16 protein-coding genes and 1 tRNA gene are annotated in these 16992 nt (G+C 61.7%); 12 read left to right on the top strand and 5 right to left on the bottom strand.

Annotated features, from left to right (window positions below):
* Positions 1-68: 68 nt before the first annotated feature.
* The gene (locus tag HNE_RS13065; protein WP_011647629.1) at positions 69-1490 is read left to right on the top strand and encodes a Do family serine endopeptidase; all 1422 of its coding nucleotides are present in this window, start codon (positions 69-71) and stop codon (positions 1488-1490) included.
* A 76-nt stretch (positions 1491-1566) separates the two neighbouring features.
* On the opposite strand, the gene HNE_RS13060 is transcribed toward HNE_RS13065, so the two are convergent.
* Complete coding sequence (locus HNE_RS13060) at positions 1567-2403, bottom strand: TauD/TfdA dioxygenase family protein (RefSeq protein ID WP_011647628.1); 837 nt, start codon at positions 2401-2403, stop codon at positions 1567-1569.
* A gap of 60 nt (positions 2404-2463) precedes the next feature.
* Here HNE_RS13060 and HNE_RS13055 point away from each other — a divergent pair, with 60 nt between their 5' ends.
* Genes HNE_RS13055 through HNE_RS13045 form a run of 3 tightly spaced genes read left to right on the top strand, consistent with a single transcriptional unit; the run spans position 2464 to position 5382 of the window.
* On the top strand, positions 2464-3774 hold the full coding sequence (locus HNE_RS13055; RefSeq protein ID WP_011647627.1) for a replication-associated recombination protein A: 1311 nt from the start codon (positions 2464-2466) through the stop codon (positions 3772-3774).
* Positions 3767-4651, top strand: a complete 885-nt coding sequence (locus tag HNE_RS13050) for an aminoglycoside phosphotransferase family protein (protein WP_011647626.1) — start codon at positions 3767-3769, stop codon at positions 4649-4651. Before HNE_RS13055 ends, HNE_RS13050 begins: the two co-directional genes overlap by 8 nt.
* A complete protein-coding gene (locus HNE_RS13045) occupies positions 4648-5382 on the top strand; it encodes an RluA family pseudouridine synthase (RefSeq protein WP_011647625.1) in 735 nt (244 codons plus the stop codon). Before HNE_RS13050 ends, HNE_RS13045 begins: the two co-directional genes overlap by 4 nt.
* On the opposite strand, the gene HNE_RS13040 is transcribed toward HNE_RS13045, so the two are convergent.
* Both HNE_RS13040 and sppA read right to left on the bottom strand, forming a co-directional pair.
* Positions 5364-6368: an NAD-dependent epimerase/dehydratase family protein gene (locus tag HNE_RS13040; protein WP_011647624.1), complete on the bottom strand. Its 1005-nt coding sequence runs from the start codon at positions 6366-6368 to the stop codon at positions 5364-5366. The genes HNE_RS13045 and HNE_RS13040 overlap by 19 nt on opposite strands.
* 125 nt (positions 6369-6493) lie before the next feature.
* Positions 6494-8272 carry a signal peptide peptidase SppA gene (sppA, locus tag HNE_RS13035; RefSeq protein ID WP_011647623.1) on the bottom strand — a complete coding sequence of 593 codons (1779 nt, stop codon included), beginning with the start codon at positions 8270-8272 and terminating at the stop codon, positions 6494-6496.
* A 197-nt stretch (positions 8273-8469) separates the two neighbouring features.
* Between sppA and HNE_RS13030 the strand changes: the two genes are divergently transcribed.
* The 8 genes from HNE_RS13030 (at position 8470) to HNE_RS12995 (ending at position 14875) form a co-directional block, all read left to right on the top strand.
* A tRNA-Gln gene (locus HNE_RS13030) sits at positions 8470-8543 on the top strand.
* 569 nt (positions 8544-9112) lie between these two features.
* Positions 9113-9880: a DUF3450 domain-containing protein gene (locus tag HNE_RS13025; protein ID WP_011647622.1), complete on the top strand. Its 768-nt coding sequence runs from the start codon at positions 9113-9115 to the stop codon at positions 9878-9880.
* A 35-nt stretch (positions 9881-9915) separates the two neighbouring features.
* Entirely contained in the window at positions 9916-11310 is a 1395-nt protein-coding gene (locus tag HNE_RS13020; RefSeq protein ID WP_011647621.1) for a MotA/TolQ/ExbB proton channel family protein, read from the top strand.
* A 35-nt stretch (positions 11311-11345) separates the two neighbouring features.
* The gene (locus HNE_RS13015) at positions 11346-11855 is read left to right on the top strand and encodes a MotA/TolQ/ExbB proton channel family protein (protein ID WP_011647620.1); all 510 of its coding nucleotides are present in this window, start codon (positions 11346-11348) and stop codon (positions 11853-11855) included.
* A complete protein-coding gene (locus HNE_RS13010; RefSeq protein ID WP_011647619.1) occupies positions 11855-12271 on the top strand; it encodes an ExbD/TolR family protein in 417 nt (138 codons plus the stop codon). The genes HNE_RS13015 and HNE_RS13010 overlap by 1 nt, the downstream gene beginning before the upstream one ends.
* A 10-nt stretch (positions 12272-12281) precedes the next feature.
* A complete protein-coding gene (locus HNE_RS13005) occupies positions 12282-12701 on the top strand; it encodes an ExbD/TolR family protein (RefSeq protein ID WP_011647618.1) in 420 nt (139 codons plus the stop codon).
* 11 nt (positions 12702-12712) lie between these two features.
* Entirely contained in the window at positions 12713-13336 is a 624-nt protein-coding gene (locus HNE_RS13000) for an energy transducer TonB (RefSeq protein ID WP_035592107.1), read from the top strand.
* Positions 13337-13471: 135 nt separating this feature from the next.
* Positions 13472-14875, top strand: a complete 1404-nt coding sequence (locus HNE_RS12995; RefSeq protein WP_011647616.1) for a tetratricopeptide repeat protein — start codon at positions 13472-13474, stop codon at positions 14873-14875.
* Positions 14876-15160: 285 nt separating this feature from the next.
* Here the strand turns inward: HNE_RS12995 and HNE_RS12990 are convergent, their stop codons facing one another.
* Together HNE_RS12990 and HNE_RS12985 are read right to left on the bottom strand one after the other, a co-directional pair.
* A complete protein-coding gene (locus HNE_RS12990; RefSeq protein ID WP_011647615.1) occupies positions 15161-15703 on the bottom strand; it encodes a bactofilin family protein in 543 nt (180 codons plus the stop codon).
* Positions 15687-16904 carry a peptidoglycan DD-metalloendopeptidase family protein gene (locus HNE_RS12985; RefSeq protein ID WP_011647614.1) on the bottom strand — a complete coding sequence of 406 codons (1218 nt, stop codon included), beginning with the start codon at positions 16902-16904 and terminating at the stop codon, positions 15687-15689. Before HNE_RS12985 ends, HNE_RS12990 begins: the two co-directional genes overlap by 17 nt.
* Between the last annotated feature and the right edge of the window lie 88 nt (positions 16905-16992).

The following is a 16992-nucleotide window of genomic DNA, read 5'->3' as shown; positions in this document are numbered from 1 at the left end:
TCATGCGGGCGCGATTGCGCCATAATTCGCTCCGCAATAGAGCCATGATCATGACCCATCTCATGAACATGACCCGACACGTTTCCAAGCTGCTCGCGGCTGCCTTCCTCGCCGCGCTCATGGCATTGATGATGGCCATCATGCCTGTGTTTGCCCAAGGCATGCCCGAAGGCGCGCCGGTTGAGCGTGTGCCCGCCTCCACGTCCGAGATCAGCCTCACCTTCGCGCCGCTGGTGCGCCAGGCGTCTCCGGCTGTCGTCAACGTCTATACAGAGAAGAATGTCTCCCAGCGCGGCATGACGCTGGAACAGCTGATGTTCGGCGTTGCCCCACAAAGCCGTGTGCAGAACTCGCTCGGGTCCGGTGTCATCGTCGGCGCTGACGGCATCATCGTCACCAACAATCACGTCATCCAGGGCGCTGACACGTTCCGCGTAGTCCTCAGCGACCGGCGTGAATATCCCGCCGAGCTGCTGCTGGGCGACGAGCGCACAGACCTTGCTGTCCTGAAGATCAACACCGACGGCCGCAGCCTTCCGGTGCTGCCCTTCGCTGATACCCGCGACGCGCAGGTGGGCGATCTCGTCCTCGCCATCGGTAACCCCTTCGGTGTCGGCCAGACGGTCACCAACGGCATCATCTCCGCCACCGCCCGCACGGATGTTGGCATCAACGACTACTCGTTCTTCATCCAGACCGACGCAGCGGTGAACCCCGGCAATTCGGGCGGCGCCCTCGTCAACACGCGCGGCGAACTCGTCGGCGTCAACACGGCGATCTTCTCGCGCACCGGTGGCTCGGTCGGCATCGGCTTTGCGATCCCCGCCGAAATGGTCAAGCGCGTCGTTGATGCGGCCGTCAATGGCGGCACCTTCGTGCGCCCCTGGCTCGGCCTTGCCGCCCAGTCGGTCAGCTTCGACATCGCCAAGGCGCAAGGCCTTGATCGCCCGGTGGGCGTAATGGTCACCGAGGTTTATCCTGATGGCCCGGCAGAGCGCGCGGGCCTGCGCCGCGGAGACCTCGTCACCGCCATCGACGACCGCGAAGTGTTCGATGAAAAGGGCCTCAAATTCCTCGCCGCCATCCGCAATCCGGGGGAGCGCGCCAAGCTCTCCGTGCTGCGCGGCGGCAAGGCCCAGACGATCAATGTTCAAGTCCAGCCCCCACCAGGCGCGACAGAGGCCGATGTTGTCCTCCTCACCAACGGCTCGGTCTTCAACGGCGCCCGCGTGATTGAGCTCTCGCCCCGCCTCGCCGAAGAGAATGGCCTTGATCCCTTCACGCGCGGCTCGGGCATCTATGTCCACTCCGTCACGCGTGGCACCATCTCGCGCAACTATTTCCGCCCCGGCGACATCATTCGCTCCGTGAACGGAAAACAGACCAAGACGGTGAAGGAAATTCAGGACGTCCTGAAAGCCAACACCCGCGAATGGGACATCGAAATCGAACGCAACGGCCGCGTGGTGCGAGGCACAGTGCGCACCTGATCCCGTGAAGTGTCATCCCGGACGGCCCAAAGGGCCGATCCGGGACCTTGGCTCGTTATAATGTGTGCCTTTTGTTTTAGGCGGACCCGATCGTCGTGCGGTGCAGCAGCCGGTCGTGCCCGGCATAGCCGCCGGTGGCCATGTGCAGCGTGCAGCGGTTGTCCCACATCAACAGCATGCCTTTTTCCCAGCGGTGGCGGTATTGGAATTCCGGCCGCGTCTGCCAGCGGTAAACCTCGGTGATGAGGTCCCAGCCCTCCTGTTGCTCCATGCCCTCTACGCCCACGATATAGCCGGCGCAGCCAAACAGGCTTTCGCGGCCGGTTTCCGGGTGTGTACGGATGAAGGGGTGCGTATTGGCCGCCTCCGCTTCGTCCGAGGCGCGGATGTCCATGCTGCGGCCTTTATCGCCTGCGCCATACATGCCTTTCGGGGAATAGGCATTCTTCGCTGAATGGACCGCCTTCTTTCCCTCGATCCGCCGGCGCAGATCCTCCGGCATCTCGGCCAAAGCCTTATACTGGTTCACGAACAGCGTATCCCCGCCCTCGGGCGGAATGGTGATGCCATAAAGGCAGGTGCCCTGCGGCGGCTTTACCTGAAAGCTCCAGTCTGAATGCCAGCTCTCGGCAAAGATCGGCGAGGTCTCGCCCGCCGCCCGCTTCACCGCGATGATGTGTTTGCGCCCCGGTATCGGCGCAATGAACGGATCATCGCCAAACGGCCCGAAGGCGAGGGTAAAGCGTTCGAGGTCATCATCGCTGAGGTTCTGCTCGGGAAAGCAGAGCACCTGATGCTTCAGCCAGATGTCCCGGATTTCCGCCGCCAGGTCCGTGGTAACCGGCTTCGATAAATCCAGCCCGCGCACCTGCGCGCCGCAGGCCATATCAGAGGGTGTAACAGTCAGGGTCATTTTATATTTCCTCCCAATCCCCACCTTACCACGCCGCCACCAAAGTCCTAGAAGACACCCATGAGCGATCTTTTTTCCGCCGCCGGCCTTGAGGATGACGCGCCCCGCCCGCTGGCGGACCGGTTGCGCCCCAAGAAATTGTCCGATGTTGTCGGGCAGGGGCATCTGATCGGGCCCGATGGCCCCATCGGCGCCATGCTGCGCAATGGGCGGCTCGTCTCGATGATCCTCTGGGGCCCGCCGGGCGTGGGCAAGACGACGATTGCCCGGCTGCTGGCGCAGGAAACCGACCTTGAGTTCGAGGCCCTCTCGGCCATCTTCTCCGGCGTCAAGGATCTGCGCGCCGCCTTCGAGAAGGCCGAGGCCCGCCGCCGCGTCGGCAAGGGCACGCTCCTCTTCGTGGACGAGATCCACCGCTTCAACCGCTCCCAGCAGGATGGCTTCCTCCCCTTCGTGGAGAGCGGCACGGTCACGCTGGTGGGCGCCACGACCGAGAACCCCAGCTTCGAACTCAACGGCGCTTTGCTTTCGCGCTGTCAGGTGATGGTCCTCCGCCGTCTCGAGGATGATGATCTGCGCGAGTTGATGGCGCGCGCCGAACGGGCCATGGGCCGCCGCCTGCCCGCCATGCCCGATGCGCGCGAAGCCCTCATTCGCATGGCCGATGGCGACGGGCGTTACCTGCTGAACCTCGTCGAGCAGGCCTACGCCATGCGCGGCGAGCCGGGCCTCCTCAGCCTGGAGGAAATCGCCACCGGCCTCCAGAAACGCGCCGCCGCTTACGACAAGGACCGTGAGGAACATTACAACCTCATCTCCGCTCTGCACAAATCCGTGCGCGGATCAGATCCCGACGCGGCGCTCTACTGGTTCGCGCGGATGCTGGAAGGCGGCGAAGATCCCCTCTTCATCGCCCGCCGCCTCATCCGCATGGCGAGTGAAGACATTGGCCTGGCTGATCCCACCGCCTTGATGATCTGCGGGGAAGCGGCCCGGTCCTATGAGCGTCTCGGCTCGCCCGAAGGCGAGCTGATGCTCGCCCACGCGGTTATTCATCTGGCGACCGCGCCCAAATCCAATGCCGCCTACGTCGCCTACAAGGCCGCCCGCCGCGCCGCATCTGAAACCGGTAGCCTGATGCCCCCCAAACACATCCTCAACGCGCCGACCTCGATGATGAAAGATCAGGGCTATGGCTCCGGCTATGTCTATGATCACGATACGGAAGAAGGTGTCTCCGGCCAGAACTACTTCCCCGACGCCATGGGCCGCCAACAGTACTACACGCCCAAGGGCGCAGGCCGCGAACGCCCCATCGCTGACTGGCTGAAAGAAATCGCCGCCCTTCGCAAATCCCGCCTCGATGAGTGAACCCGCGCCCCTGATTCCGCCGGACCCGCAATCTGCCAGGCAGTTGATCGCCAGCCAGTTCCCCGGCCTCGCAGGCAGACACATCTGCCCTGAGGTTTCCAAGGGCACGGACAATCATATCGTCCGTATTGGCGATGATCTTTGCGCCCGCTTCCCGAAAGCTCCGTGGGCGGTGGGTACCGCAAGGCGCGAGACGCGCGCGTTGCCACGCTTTGTCGGCGCGCCGATCGCGGTGCCTGAGGTCTACGGGACCGGCACGCCCAGTCAGGTGTTTCCTCATCCCTGGTCGGTGCTCACATGGCTGCCCGGCGCGCCCCTTGAAGACAGCGCGCTCAGCGATCCTCAGGAAGCCGCCTGCCGGCTCGCAGACTTCTTCATCTTCCTGCGCAGCATTCCGCCCGATGATGAATTCCGGTTCGGTCCAGACAATAATTGGCGCGGCGCGCCGCTTACTTATCGCACAGCTCCCTTTGAAAAGGCGCTCGCTCGCCTGCCGAATATTGATTCCGGATGGGCAAAGCGTCTCTGGTCTGAAGCTCTTCGGGCCCAAACGGCCAGTGTCCCAGTCTGGCTGCACGGCGATGTTCACCCCGGAAATGTTCTTGTTACGGATGGCCAAGTTTCCGGTATTATCGATTGGGGCCTCTGCGGCGTCGGCGATGGGGCTTGCGATCTTCTCAGCGCGTGGACGATGTTTGACGAACCCGCGCGCGAAGTTTTCCGCGCCTCCCTGGGCGCAAACGATGCAGACTGGCTGCGCGGCGCGGGTTGGGCATTGTCGATGGCCGTGATTTACCTCCCCTATGCCTATGAAAACGCCCTTCGCTGCGACATGTCAGAAAAGATGATCGAGCGCCTGATGAAAGACTTCCCATGACCCGCAATCGCGACATCCCCGCCCTCAGCCCGGAGGCAGCCGCCCTTGCGCGCAGCCTGCTGATCCATGAGGACGCCGCCATCCTCGGCTTCAACAAGCCGCCGGGCATGGCCTCGCAAGGGGGCAGCAGCGTGGGCCAGTCGCTCGATGACCTGCTCTGGGCGTTTGCCAAATCCAACGGCAAGCGCCCGCGCCTTGTCCACCGGCTCGATCAGGGTACCTCCGGCGTCATGCTCACCGCGCGCACCCAGCCGGCTGCCGCGTTCCTGTCGGCCGCCTTTGCCGGGCGCGACGCACAGAAAACCTATCTCGCCCTCGTGAAGGGAAAACTTCCGCCAGCGGAGCATGGGGTAATCGATGCCTCGCTTGTGAAGGTCGAGGAAGGCGGGCGCCCCCGCATGATTCTCGCCAAGCCGAGCCGCAAGGGCGCCCAACCCGCGCGCACCGGCTGGGCCGTTCTCGCCCGCAACGAGGATCATGCCCTGATGCAGCTGACGCCGGAAACCGGGCGCATGCACCAGATCCGCGTGCATCTCATGTCGCTTGGCTGCCCCATCCTTGGCGACGGGCTCTATGGCGAAGGGCAGGCAACCGCGCCGCGGGTGATGCTGCATGCCGCGCGTCTGGAAGTGCCCCATCCCGAAGGTGGCACGCTCACGCTGGAAGCGCCCGTGCCGGAGGATTTCAGGGCGGCGGCCGAAAAGGCGGGCCTTCAGGCCGGCTTGAAATAATCGCGATACCAGTCGACAAAGCGGGCAATGCCGGTGCGATAATCCGTGTCCGGCGTATACCCGGTCAGCGCGTCCAGCAGGCGGACATCGGCAAAGGTCTGCTTCACGTCGCCCGGCTGCATGTCGATCATGTTCTTCTCGGCCTTGCGCCCGATGGCGCCTTCGATGGCCTCGATATAGTCCATCAGGCGCACAGGGCTGGCATTGCCGATATTCACCAGGCGATAGGGCGCCACCGGTGACAGCGAATCCCCCCGGATGATGTGATTGCCGACAACCGGCGGGGTATCCATCAGACGGCGGATGGCCTCTACCAGGTCGTCGATATAGGTAAAGTCGCGCAACAGGTCGCCATGATTGAACACGTCAATCGGCTGGCCCTTGAATATCTTGTCCGTGAACAGAAAGAACGCCATATCCGGCCGCCCCCACGGGCCATACACGCTGAAGAAGCGCAGCACGGTCGTCGGCACGCCATAAAGATGGGCATGGCTGTGCGCGATCAACTCGCTGGCCAGCTTCGTCGCCGCATAGATGGTCAGCGGGTAGGGCGCTGAATCGCGCTCCTCGAATGGGAATTTCTGGTTGGCGCCATAGGCAGAGCTGGTCGAGGCCATCACCAGATGCTGCGTGCCGTGGCGGCGCGAAAGGTCAATGATGTTGAACGAGCCGACGATGTTGGCGTCTATGAAGTCGCGCGGATGGTCGAGGCTGTAGCGCACGCCGGCCTGCGCGGCGAAATGGAGCACCATCTCGGGGGTATCGCGCTGGAACACCGCCTCCATCGCCTCGCTGTCCTCGATGCGGATGCGCTCCAGGCGAAAATCGTCAAACGCCGTCAGGCGCGCGGCGCGGTCTTCTTTCAGCTGGGGATCATAATAGGGCGTGAAACAGTCCACGCCCGTCACGCTATGGCCCTCCTTGAGAAGCCGCAGCGCCATCTCGCTCCCGATGAAGCCGGCCGCGCCGGTAACGAGGATTTTCATGTCAGTCTCATCTGCTGGCAGGCCGGGAGGAGGCCGGAGTGAAGGGCAGGGTATCAATTCCCCTTAAACTGCAACACCCCCGCCAGTTCGGCGAGGGTGCTGCGATAGATAAATTGCGGGCGCGATCAGCGTTCGCGGATGCGCGGGCCAAGGGCCATGGCCTGTCCGGCATTCATGGCCTCGGCCGTGGCCAGCTCCTGAAGCATCGCCTGCGTGCGCTCATCCCCGGCTATCGTGCTGATCACGGCGGCGGCGCGCGCGGTTTCTGCGGAAACGCCAAACAGGTCTTCCAGCGCTTCGAGGCCCGTCTTGCGATAGGGATAGAAGGCAAGGCGCGGTTTCACATCGGCTTCGATGCCGGCCAGTTCCTTGGCTTTCTCGATGGCGTCCATGAAGGTGCCGATCTCGTCGACCAGGCCTTGCTGCAGGGCGGCTTCACCCGTCCACACGCGACCGCGGGCCACTTCATGCACTTCATCATAGGTCATGTCGCGGCCGGCGCCGACATGGTTGAGGAAGCGGTCATAGCCGCGTTTCAGGCTGGCCTTCACTTCGGCTTCCTGGGTTTCGGTAAAGGGCGAGGTGCCCCAGGCGGAGGCGAAATCGCCGCCGACCGTTACCGAGTCAAAGGTGACGCCGATCTTGTTGAAGGTGCCATCCAGGGCGAGCTTGCCGCCGAAGATGCCGATCGAGCCGGTCAGCGTCGCGCGGTTGGCCAGGATCGCGTCTGCGCCGGTCGAGACATAATACCCGCCCGAAGCCGCATAGGCGCCCATCGAGACAACAACCGGTTTGCCCGCTTCCTTGGCGCGTTCCACCGCGCGCCAGATCTGGTCAGACGCAGTCGGTGAGCCTCCGGGGCTGTCGACACGGAAGACGATGGCTTTGACGTCTTCGTCTTCGGCTGCGTCCAGAATGGCGCGGGCGACGGTGTCGGATGCAAAGGCGGGCGCATCAGAGAAAGGCGAGCCGCCATCGGCGCCGCCGGTCACGATGGGGCCTTCGCCGCCCACAACAGCGATCAGCGGAGCCTTGCTGTTATATTTGGTGGGCGCGGCATAGACCGCGAGGTCAATCATTTCAGCGTCGTCATTGCCGGCGCGGGCAATGGCGGCTTCTTCAGCGTCTTCGGGCCAGCCGAGCTTGTCGACCAGCTTCAGCTCAAGCGCGGTTTCGGCCGGCTTGGGGCCGCTTTCCAGCGCGGCGCGCAGCTGCCCGGCAGAGGTGCCGCGATCTTCGGCAATCTCTTCCAGCGCCGTGGTCCAGATCGAGGTGGCCAGGGCTTCCATCGCCATGCGGTGGGGCTCGGTATAGCTCGTCTCATTATAAGAGTTGGGCGCGTTCTTGTATTCATAGAAGGGATAGACCTGCGGCTGCAGGTCGATGTTCTCGAACAGGCCCTTGTAGAATTCGGTCTCGAAAACCACGCCGGTGACCATCAGGTCGGTGCCCGGCTGCATCCAGATTTCATCGGCCGCCGAGATCGAGTGAAAGGCCGACGGGCCGCTGGAGCCGAACATGCCCTGCGAATGGGCGATGACGAATTTGCCTGACGCCTTGAAGCTCTGAATGGCTTCGCGCAGTTCTTCGGCGCGGGTGGTGCCAAAGCCGTAATCGGCGCCGCGGATGAAGAGGCCCTTCACCGAATCGTCCGATTCGGCTTCTTTCAGCTTGAGCAGCAGATCAATGAAGCCCGGCGTGCCCGACAGGGCGGCAAGCCCGCCGGCGGGCGCCTGGTCGGGATAGGCGGCGTTGAGATCAAGCGTAAGAATAATGTCATCGGGATGGGGCGGCTTGGAGCTCGCCGCGACGCCGATAAGGGTGAAGAGGAAAAAGAAGCCCACGATGATGAAAAGGATCATCGCCGTGAAGGCGCCTGCCATGGAGAGCAGAAAAGTTTTCATTTCCGGGAGGCCTTCCATAAGGGGCGCGCAGGATGCGCGAATATGTTCAAAATGGATATTGTTGATAATCGATAAAATGTAAAGAGCTGCTGTGCTGTGGGGGCTTGCCGCAGGCGTTCTGGTGAAATCCGTGTGCAAAAGGCTGGCAGCAGGTGTTGCCAGCGCAATAAAGGTTGGCTATCTGGCGCTTCCACTGTTGGGGTGTCGCCAAGTGGTAAGGCAGCGGTTTTTGGTACCGCCACCCTAGGTTCGAATCCTAGCACCCCAGCCAACTCTCTCCCGTCCTGCTGTTTCTGTTGTCGGCGCGCCGCAGCGCCCGCGCGCGGCCGCTTGCGTCATCGCTATGTGACGTGCGCCAAAAGATATGCCAATGAATGGTGCAGCGCTGCCGCAAATGGCTGCAACTTTCACACCGGCAACCGTAAACCTGTCATGTTAGATCGCTAGAGGGGCCACGGCGGTGCTTTGTTTCCGCCGGATGGAACTGCGCGGGGCAGGTTGCGTTACAGATGGGTCAGGATATTTTCTGAATGAATGGTAAAGCCTGATTGATCCGTAATTATAGGATTGTTACCGTTAGGCTTCACAGCTAAGTGCTTTCGGCGATCTGCAGCAGAATGCCGCTGGATCATCTCGAGAAAAACAGAGGGCGGATAGCGCCCCGTAATTAAGCAGGGGAAGGTGTTTGGGTTTTTCTCCCTTATTCTTCCGGGTCAACTTTCGGCTCTGTGTGTGCGAGCCAGTACAATCGGGACGACCTCGCAAGCAGGTTCGCCCGCAACCAGGATTTGCGCGCCCTTGAGGGCGCGTCACCGTTTGGAGAGTTGAGAGGCTGACCTCATGAACAAATTTCTTTCACCCGCGCGCAGTGTGATCGCTGCTGCGCTGATCGCCGGGCTGGCAATCCCCGCCCACGCTCAATTCCGCGAGGCACTGAATACGGGCGAGCAGGCTACCCGGAGAGCTGAACAGGTTCAGGACCAGATCAACCAGCTGGATGATCAACGCTCCGACATGGTTCGCGAATACCGCACCCTTCTTCAGCGCCGCGATGCAGCAGAGCTGTTCGCCAAGCAGCAGGAACTCGTTGTCACGAGCCAGCGCGAAGAGATCGCCTCGCTCACCGAACAGCTCGGCTCGATCGACGACATCACCGCTCAAACGGTTCCGATGCTCCTCGGCATGATCGAAGACCTGAAGCTTTTCGTTGCCGCTGACCTTCCGTTCAAAATGGAAGAGCGCACGATGCGCCTCGACGCCCTCGACGGCGTGATGGCCAGCCCGAACGTTCCGGCGTCCGAGCAGTACCGCCTCATCATGGAAGCCTATCAGGCTGAAATGGAATACGGCCGCACGATCGACACCTGGCAGGAAGAGATCACCATCGACGGTAACCCGACGACGGTTGACATGTTCCTCTACGGCCGCGTGTCCTACGTCTATCTGACGCCGAACGGCAAAGCCGCTCGTTTCGACCGTGCCACCGGTGAGTGGGTCGCGCTGCCAGGCAGCTATGTCCAGGATGTTCAGCGTGCCATCAACGTTGCGCAGGGCAAAGCTCAGCAGGTTGTTCTGTTCGCCCCGGTCCAGAAGTTCACGGTCCAGTAACCGGCCTGAACCGTCAGAAACAAAGGTTTTAAAACATGTCTAAGTTCAAATCCTCTCTGAAGGCTCTGGGTGTTTCGGTCCTGCTCGCTTCGACGGCAGTTCTCGCTGCGCCGCCGGCGGTTGCCCAGTCCCTTTCCGAAGTGCTCGCCGCCGTGAAACGCGACTCCGAGCAGATGTCTGCTGCTGACCAGGCTCGCCTGCGCGAGTTCCAGCAGGACACCGCAAGCCAGGCCGCTCGCATGGCCGAAGGCCGCAGCGCCCTGAACGCTGCTGAAGGCCGCGCCGCGGCTCTCAGCGCAGAGTTCGACGCAAACGAAGCCCAGCTCGGCGCTCTGGAAGCCCAGGTCTCCGAACAGGCAGGCGACTTCCAGGAGCTGCTCGGTCAGTTCCGTTCGGCTGCCGGCGCAACGATGCCGGAAATCGCCAATTCCTTCGCCAACTTCGACTATCCGGACCGCGTTGAAGCGATCGCCGAGATCGCCGAAGCCCGCGTTCTGCCGACCCGCGCCCAGCTGGAGCGTCTGCCCAAGGCGATGCTGCAGGAAATGATCGCTCAGTCGGAAGTCAAAACCTTCACGACCACTGTCAACGGCATCGGCCCTGAGGGTTCGAACGCTGAAGCAGAACTGCTCCGCGTCGGCGTGTTCACTGCTGCCACCACCGATTCCCGCGCCTTCGTCGAAGTCCGCGGTTCGGGTTCCGATACCTTCCTTCAGGTCTTCGGCAAGCAGCCTGCAGGCAACTACTCTTCCTCCATGGCATCGCTGGTTCGCGCCGGTGAAGGCGAAGTCGTCAAGGCTCCGGTCGATCCGTCCAAAGGCAACCTCTTCGGTATCCTTGGCGACCTGCCGTCCTTCGGTGACCGCCTGCAACAGGGTGGCCAGGTTGGCGCCGTCATCGCGGTTCTCGCGATCATCGGTATCCTGATCGGTCTCTACAAAATGTTCACGCTCTTCACGAGCGGCGGCGCAATGCGCGGTACGGCGAAAACCCGCCAGGCCGGCACCGGCAACCCGCTCGCCCGCGTGTTCGAAGTTTACGAGAACAACCGCAATGCGGACGTTGAAACCCTCGAGCTGAAGCTGGACGAGCAGATCCTGCGCGAAAGCCCCCGCATCGAGCGCTTCAACGACATCATCAAGGTTCTGGCCGCGGTTGCTCCGTTGCTCGGCCTGCTGGGTACCGTTGTCGGTATGATCATCACCTTCACCGCCATCACCATCTACGGTGCCGGCGATCCGAAGCTGATGGCTGGCGGTATCTCGGTCGCTCTTATGACGACTGTGTTCGGTCTTGTTGCAGCTATCCCGCTGCTCCTGATCCACGCCGTCGTTTCTGCCATGGCTCGCTCCAACCAGCAGCTGCTCGACGAGCAGGCCGCCGGTCTTGTTGCCGAGAAAATGGAAGCCATTCACGGGGGCCGGGCATAAGCCCGTCCCTCAGAGCGCTCGAGGAGTAACCCGGTATGGGTTTCCAAGACCTACAAGCCTTCCTTGATCGTGGCGGTCCAGTTCTGATCGTCATCATGGCCGCAACATTCGTGATGTGGGCCCTGATCCTGGAGCGGCTGTTCTACTTCCGCTTTGCCCACAAGCAGGTGGCAGCTGACGCGATTGCCCAGTGGAATGCCCGCACGGACCGCAAGTCCGTGCCGGCTCACTGGATCCGCGACAAGCTCGTCTCCGAAGTGCGCGCCAAGGCAGAAGCGAACGTCCAGTTGACGAAAGCGATGGTGGCCCTTGCGCCATTGCTGGGCCTGCTGGGCACAGTTACGGGCATGGTGGCCGTGTTTGATATCATGGCCATCACCTCCGGTGCGGACGCCAAGGCCATGTCGGCCGGTGTGTCGCGCGCCACAATCCCGACCATGGCGGGCATGGTTGCCTCTCTGTCAGGCATCCTGTTCACCTCGGGCATGGACCGTCGTGTAAACCGGTCCGTCCAGGCGGTCGAAGATGATATGGAGATCAGCTGATGCGTGGACGTACATCGAGACAGGCCGAAGAGGCAAACGTCGACCTGACGCCCATGCTGGACGTCGTGTTCATCCTGCTCATCTTCTTCATCGTGACGTCAACATTTGCACGTGAGGAAGCGATCGGCCTCGAGCCGCCGCCGCCTCCACCGCCGCCGGATCAACCGATCCAGGAGGCACAGCAGGCGATCCTGATTTACATTGACGAGTCGAGCCTTATCACTGTGAACGGCCGCCCGACGGACATCAGCTCCGTGCGTGCAAACATTGAGCGCGTGGTCGCAGAAAATCCGCAAAGTGCGCTTATCATTCAGGCTCACCCCAAAACCCGCTCGGGCGTTGTGGTGAAGATCCGGGACGAAGCGTACAATGCGGGCTTCACTGACCGCGTGAACATCGTCATTTCGCAGACCTAGGAGACACCCAATGGCTAGAAAAAAACGCCTGGCAGCGGGTGGGGGCAGCGCAGAGGATGACGTGAACCTGACGCCAATGTTGGACGTCGTGTTCATCCTGCTCATCTTCTTCATCGTGACCGCCCAGTTCATCAAGGAACCGGGAGTGCCGATCGTTCGTCCGGATGTGGATAACAAGGCAGCGGCCAAGCCGCTCGCCATCCTCATCGCGATCAACGAGAACAGCGAAATCTACATTGATAAACAGATTGTGAGCCAGGACGAGATTGGCTTCGTTATCAAGGAGATGCGCCTGGATAACCCGCGCGGCGAGGTTGTAATCCAGACCGATGTCGATGCTGAAGCCCAGGTGATGGTTGACGTGATGGAAGCGATCAACAAGATTGATGGGGATACGGTCATCAACATCTCGGCGAAGACGACGGGCTAAGGAGGATCGGTATGCTAAACAATCCATTCATGCGCCTCTTGGTTGGTGTGGTCATTGCCATTCCGATCGTGGTGATCCTCTTCCTCATGATGAGTGCGCTCATTTCGGTTGACGAGATCGAGTTGGCTGAAGGTGAAAACCGGACGCTGGCGGCCATCACTCCGCAGAAGCAGGATTCCGAAGTGCGGACCCGTTCACGGTCTCAGCCCAAGCGGATCGACGCTGCGCAGAAGCCGCCACCGCCGCCGAAACAGTCGGCCACCAAGTCGAGCATCAACCTGCCCACACCTAAAATCGATGGCGCTGTTCCGCAGAACCTCGATCTGGGCCGGATGAACTCGCTGGCGATTGATCCGGTTGCCGTGTCCGACCGGGATGCGCAGCCGATCCGTCCGCCGACACCTTCGTTCCCGCAGCGTGCGGCTGAACGGGGTCTTTCGGGCGAATGTGATGTCCGTTTTGACGTGGATACCCGCGGCAAACCGTACAACATCTCGGCCACCTGTTCGGACAACATCTTCAAGTCGGAAGCTGAACGCGCGGTGTCGCGCGTGGAGTTTGCGCCGAAGATCGTCCGCGGTCAGGCGGTTGAGCGCAGGAACGTGGTCTACCCGCTGGAATTCAAGATCCAGTAGGCCCCCAATCGGGTGATGGCGGCCGGCAGCGGCGGCCATCAGCCCCTTCGGAGGCGTTGCCGGTCCGGGCTCATGGGCTTGTCCGGCGACCCATCAGGTCCAGTATGCCGCCCAGGCGGTGAGGAGAGAAAAACGATGCAACTCAAGGCAATCCTTAAAGGGGCGATCGTAGCGGGGGCGATGGCGGTCATGGGTGCAGGAACTGCGCTTGCGCAGGCCTGTGAAGAAACCCAGTTCAGCGCCAAGACGGGTCAGACCTATCTTGAAGCCGAAACCGCAGCGATGGCGAACAAGGACTGGGCAACAGCGATTGGCAAGCTGAACCAGCTCCGTAACGGCGAACTCAACTGCTATGAAGAAGGCGCGGTTATCCGCCTTTCTGCTTACATCAAGATCGAGCAGGGCGACCGCGCAGGCGCCGTCCGCGACCTTCTGGACGCGATCAACAAGGGCTATATCCCTGAAGATCAGCGCGCCCAGACCTATTACAACATCGCCCAGATCTATCTGCAGGACGAAAACCTCACCCAGTCGCTCGACTATATGAAGCGCTGGATGCAGGCTGGCGGTAAGCCGGACCGTTCGCAGAAATGGCAGCTGGCGGTGCTTTACCAGCGTGCGGACAACAATGCCGAGGCCGTCAAATGGGCCGAGGAAGTTCGCCGCGAAGATGGCAACAAGTTTGACCAGCAGCTCTATGACCTGCTCGTCTTCCTCTACAACGACACGGGCAACCAGGCGAAACTCGCCGAGGTTCTCGAAGCTCTCGTCGAGCGCAACCCCCAGGAACGCAAGTATTGGGACGCCATCGCCGGCAACTATTTCGCGGGCAATGAAGAGCGCAAGGCGTTTGAAGTCCAGAAAGCCATGTACCTCGCCGGTCTGCTGAAGACCGAAGATGAGCTGATGCGCATCGTGAACTTCTACAACCGCTTCAACGCGCCCTACCATGCGGCGCGCGTGCTCGAGAAGGAAATGAATGCTGGCCGTATTTCCAAGACGGTTGAGCGCATGTCCCTGCTGGCTGACTTCTACCAGGTGGCCCGTGAGCATGAAAAAGCGATCCCGGTGATCCGTCAGGCGGCCGAAATGGGCGGTGGCGGCGCGATGTATGAGCGTCTCGGCGCCTCCTACAGCGAGATCGGCAAATGGCCGGAGACCGAAGAAGCCCTTCAGCGGGCGCTCGAAATGGGCGGCGTGAAAGACCGGGGCAATGCCTGGGTCCGGATCGGCCAAGCCCGGTTTGAACGCAAGGACCGCGCAGGGGCCAAGGAAGCGTTCCGCCAGGCAAACAATGCCGGTGGCCGCGGTTGGCTCGCCTTCATGGACTCCGAAGAGTACACAAGCGACGCGCTTGTCTGCTTCGAGGTTCAGGCAGCCCTTCTCAACGTCCAGAACGAAGAGAAGATCTGCAAGAAGCTCGCAGCGCTCGGCGACAACATGCCCGAAGGCTGCAAAACCGTCGACGCTCGCATCGAGGCAGCTGAGACGAAGTTCAACGACACGCCAGAGTGCAAACGCGCAGCTCAGCCGGTCTGATCCGGCCAGCTGACACGGCAGTGTCAATGACCCTTCAAGAGCCCCGGACTTCGGTCCGGGGCTCTTTGCATTTCGGGGTAATGCCGCCGGCGCGGCCTGTCCTGATCTGTCCGGTTTTGTCCAGATTTGTCCGCCAAGTGTCCGGCCTGAACCAGGGTTTGGCCGCGCAGGGACCCTGAAAAGTCCTGTAAAAATCAGCCTTCCCCCGGCTCCGGCCCAAAGAAAAACGCCGGCAGAAAATCCACCGGCGTTCCTAAATTCTTATACCTCAGGACCCTCGCGCGATCAGCTCGGCGGCGAGGAACTCGAGATGGCATACGGGCCCGGCGTGCCCGAAGCGAGCGACGAGGCCTTGCTGTCATTGGCCGAAGCCGACGACCCGGCCGCCACAGGCCCGGTTTCCTTCAGCGGATCATCCGCATGCTTCACCTGGCCTTCAAACACGGCGTTTGACTGGATCTGCAGCGACGAGTGCACAATGTCACCCTTCACATGGGCGCCGGTTTCCAGCTCCACCTTGCGGGCGCGGATCGAGCCCTTGATGCGGCCTTTGACCTTGACCACTTCAGCTTTCACTTCGCCGGTGATCTGGCCACTTGCGCCGATGGTGATGTCGGTCGCGCTGACGTCCCCATCCACGATGCCGTCGATCTGCAGGGCGCCCTCAGAGGTCACCGAACCGTTGATCTTCATGTCGGCACAGATGATCGAGGCTGCTCGGGCGGCCGGCTTGGTTGCGGCGCCGCGAATGGCGTCCTGGGCTGGCACCGGCTTCTGCTGGGGTTCAGGCGGCGGGGCCGCTGGGGTTTTGTTATTCTTTGTGAACATGTTTGCCTGCTTTCAGGAACTTCATAGGGTCATAAGGCTTGTCATTGTACCACACTTCGTAATGAAGGTGATCCCCGGTGCTGCGCCCCGTTGAACCCATGCGCCCCACCAGGTCCCCAACCTTTATAACATCGCCCTTCTTCACCGTATATGAGCGAAGGTGGCCATAACGCGATTTGAAGCCGTGGCCGTGATCGATCTCGACCAGCAGGCCATATCCGCCGCGCGGCCCGGCATGAACCACCTTGCCGGGTCCGGACGATACGATCGGCGCATCCCGATAGGCGGCAAAGTCCGTGCCCCAGTGAGCAGCGGGCCGCTTGGTGAAGGGGTCGACGCGAATGCCATAGGGGCTGGTATAGCGGAAGGGCACGCTGATCGGGATGCCCAGTGGCAGGTCGTTCACGATCTGCTCGTAATGCTTCATCTCGGCAATGCGTGCGCGGGCCTGGGCCAGGCGCGTCATGAAGGACTGATCTCCGCCGATGGCGGGCTCCGACGCCGAAGAGGTCAGTGCACCGATGGACACCAGCGGGCCGCCGATGTTCGTCTGTGGCGCAGCGATCCGGTCGCCGGTGGCCACCTGGGTCAGCTCCAGAACACCGCGGGCGCGTTCGGCGCGCTCAGCGGCGAGGTCTTCCATCTGATTGAACAGCATGTTCATGTCAGACTCGATGGCCTTGGGCGTGCCGCGGGCGGCGGGTACGCCAATCGAGGCGAGGGTGAGGTAGGCATCGCGCGACTGGCGGCGATCAGCTTCCTCGATGGTGGCTTCCACGAGCAGCGCGGCGCCATCGCCTTCGAGCGCCGACATCTTCATGCCGTCCTCGTCGCGCATTTCATTGAGGAGTTCTTCAAGCGCGCGCTGTTTCTGCTCGAGCTCGGCTGTTTCCTTGCTGCGCTCCTCCAGAAGGGTGCGCTGAAGGGATTCGCGGGCGCGCAGGTCCTGGACCCAGCGCTCATATTTCGCGACTTCCTTGCCTTCGCCAGCCTGCGCTGTGCCGGGGCCGCCGCCGACGACGAAATTTGCCGTGGCAAACATGGTCCAGCTGGCGAGGGCGGTCACGCCCGCCGCCATCATCGCCTGTTGCCAGGGAGAGATGGAAATATAGCGGACTGTACCACCGCTGCGATGATAGATCTGGCGTTCCGGAAAAGCGCGGTCGAACGTCGCTTTAAGGTTGGCACTCCACTTCGCCATACAAGCTACCTGTCAGCTGGAAACTTTTTTACGATTACCGCAGAAAAATGTTTCCGCAGCGCTCCCATACCCTGCGTTATACATACCC

This window comes from Hyphomonas neptunium ATCC 15444 (genome assembly GCF_000013025.1).
Lineage (GTDB): Bacteria > Pseudomonadota > Alphaproteobacteria > Caulobacterales > Hyphomonadaceae > Hyphomonas > Hyphomonas neptunia.
The sequence above is the reverse complement of the archived record's forward strand: the minus strand, read 5'-3'. Positions and strand labels throughout refer to the sequence as shown.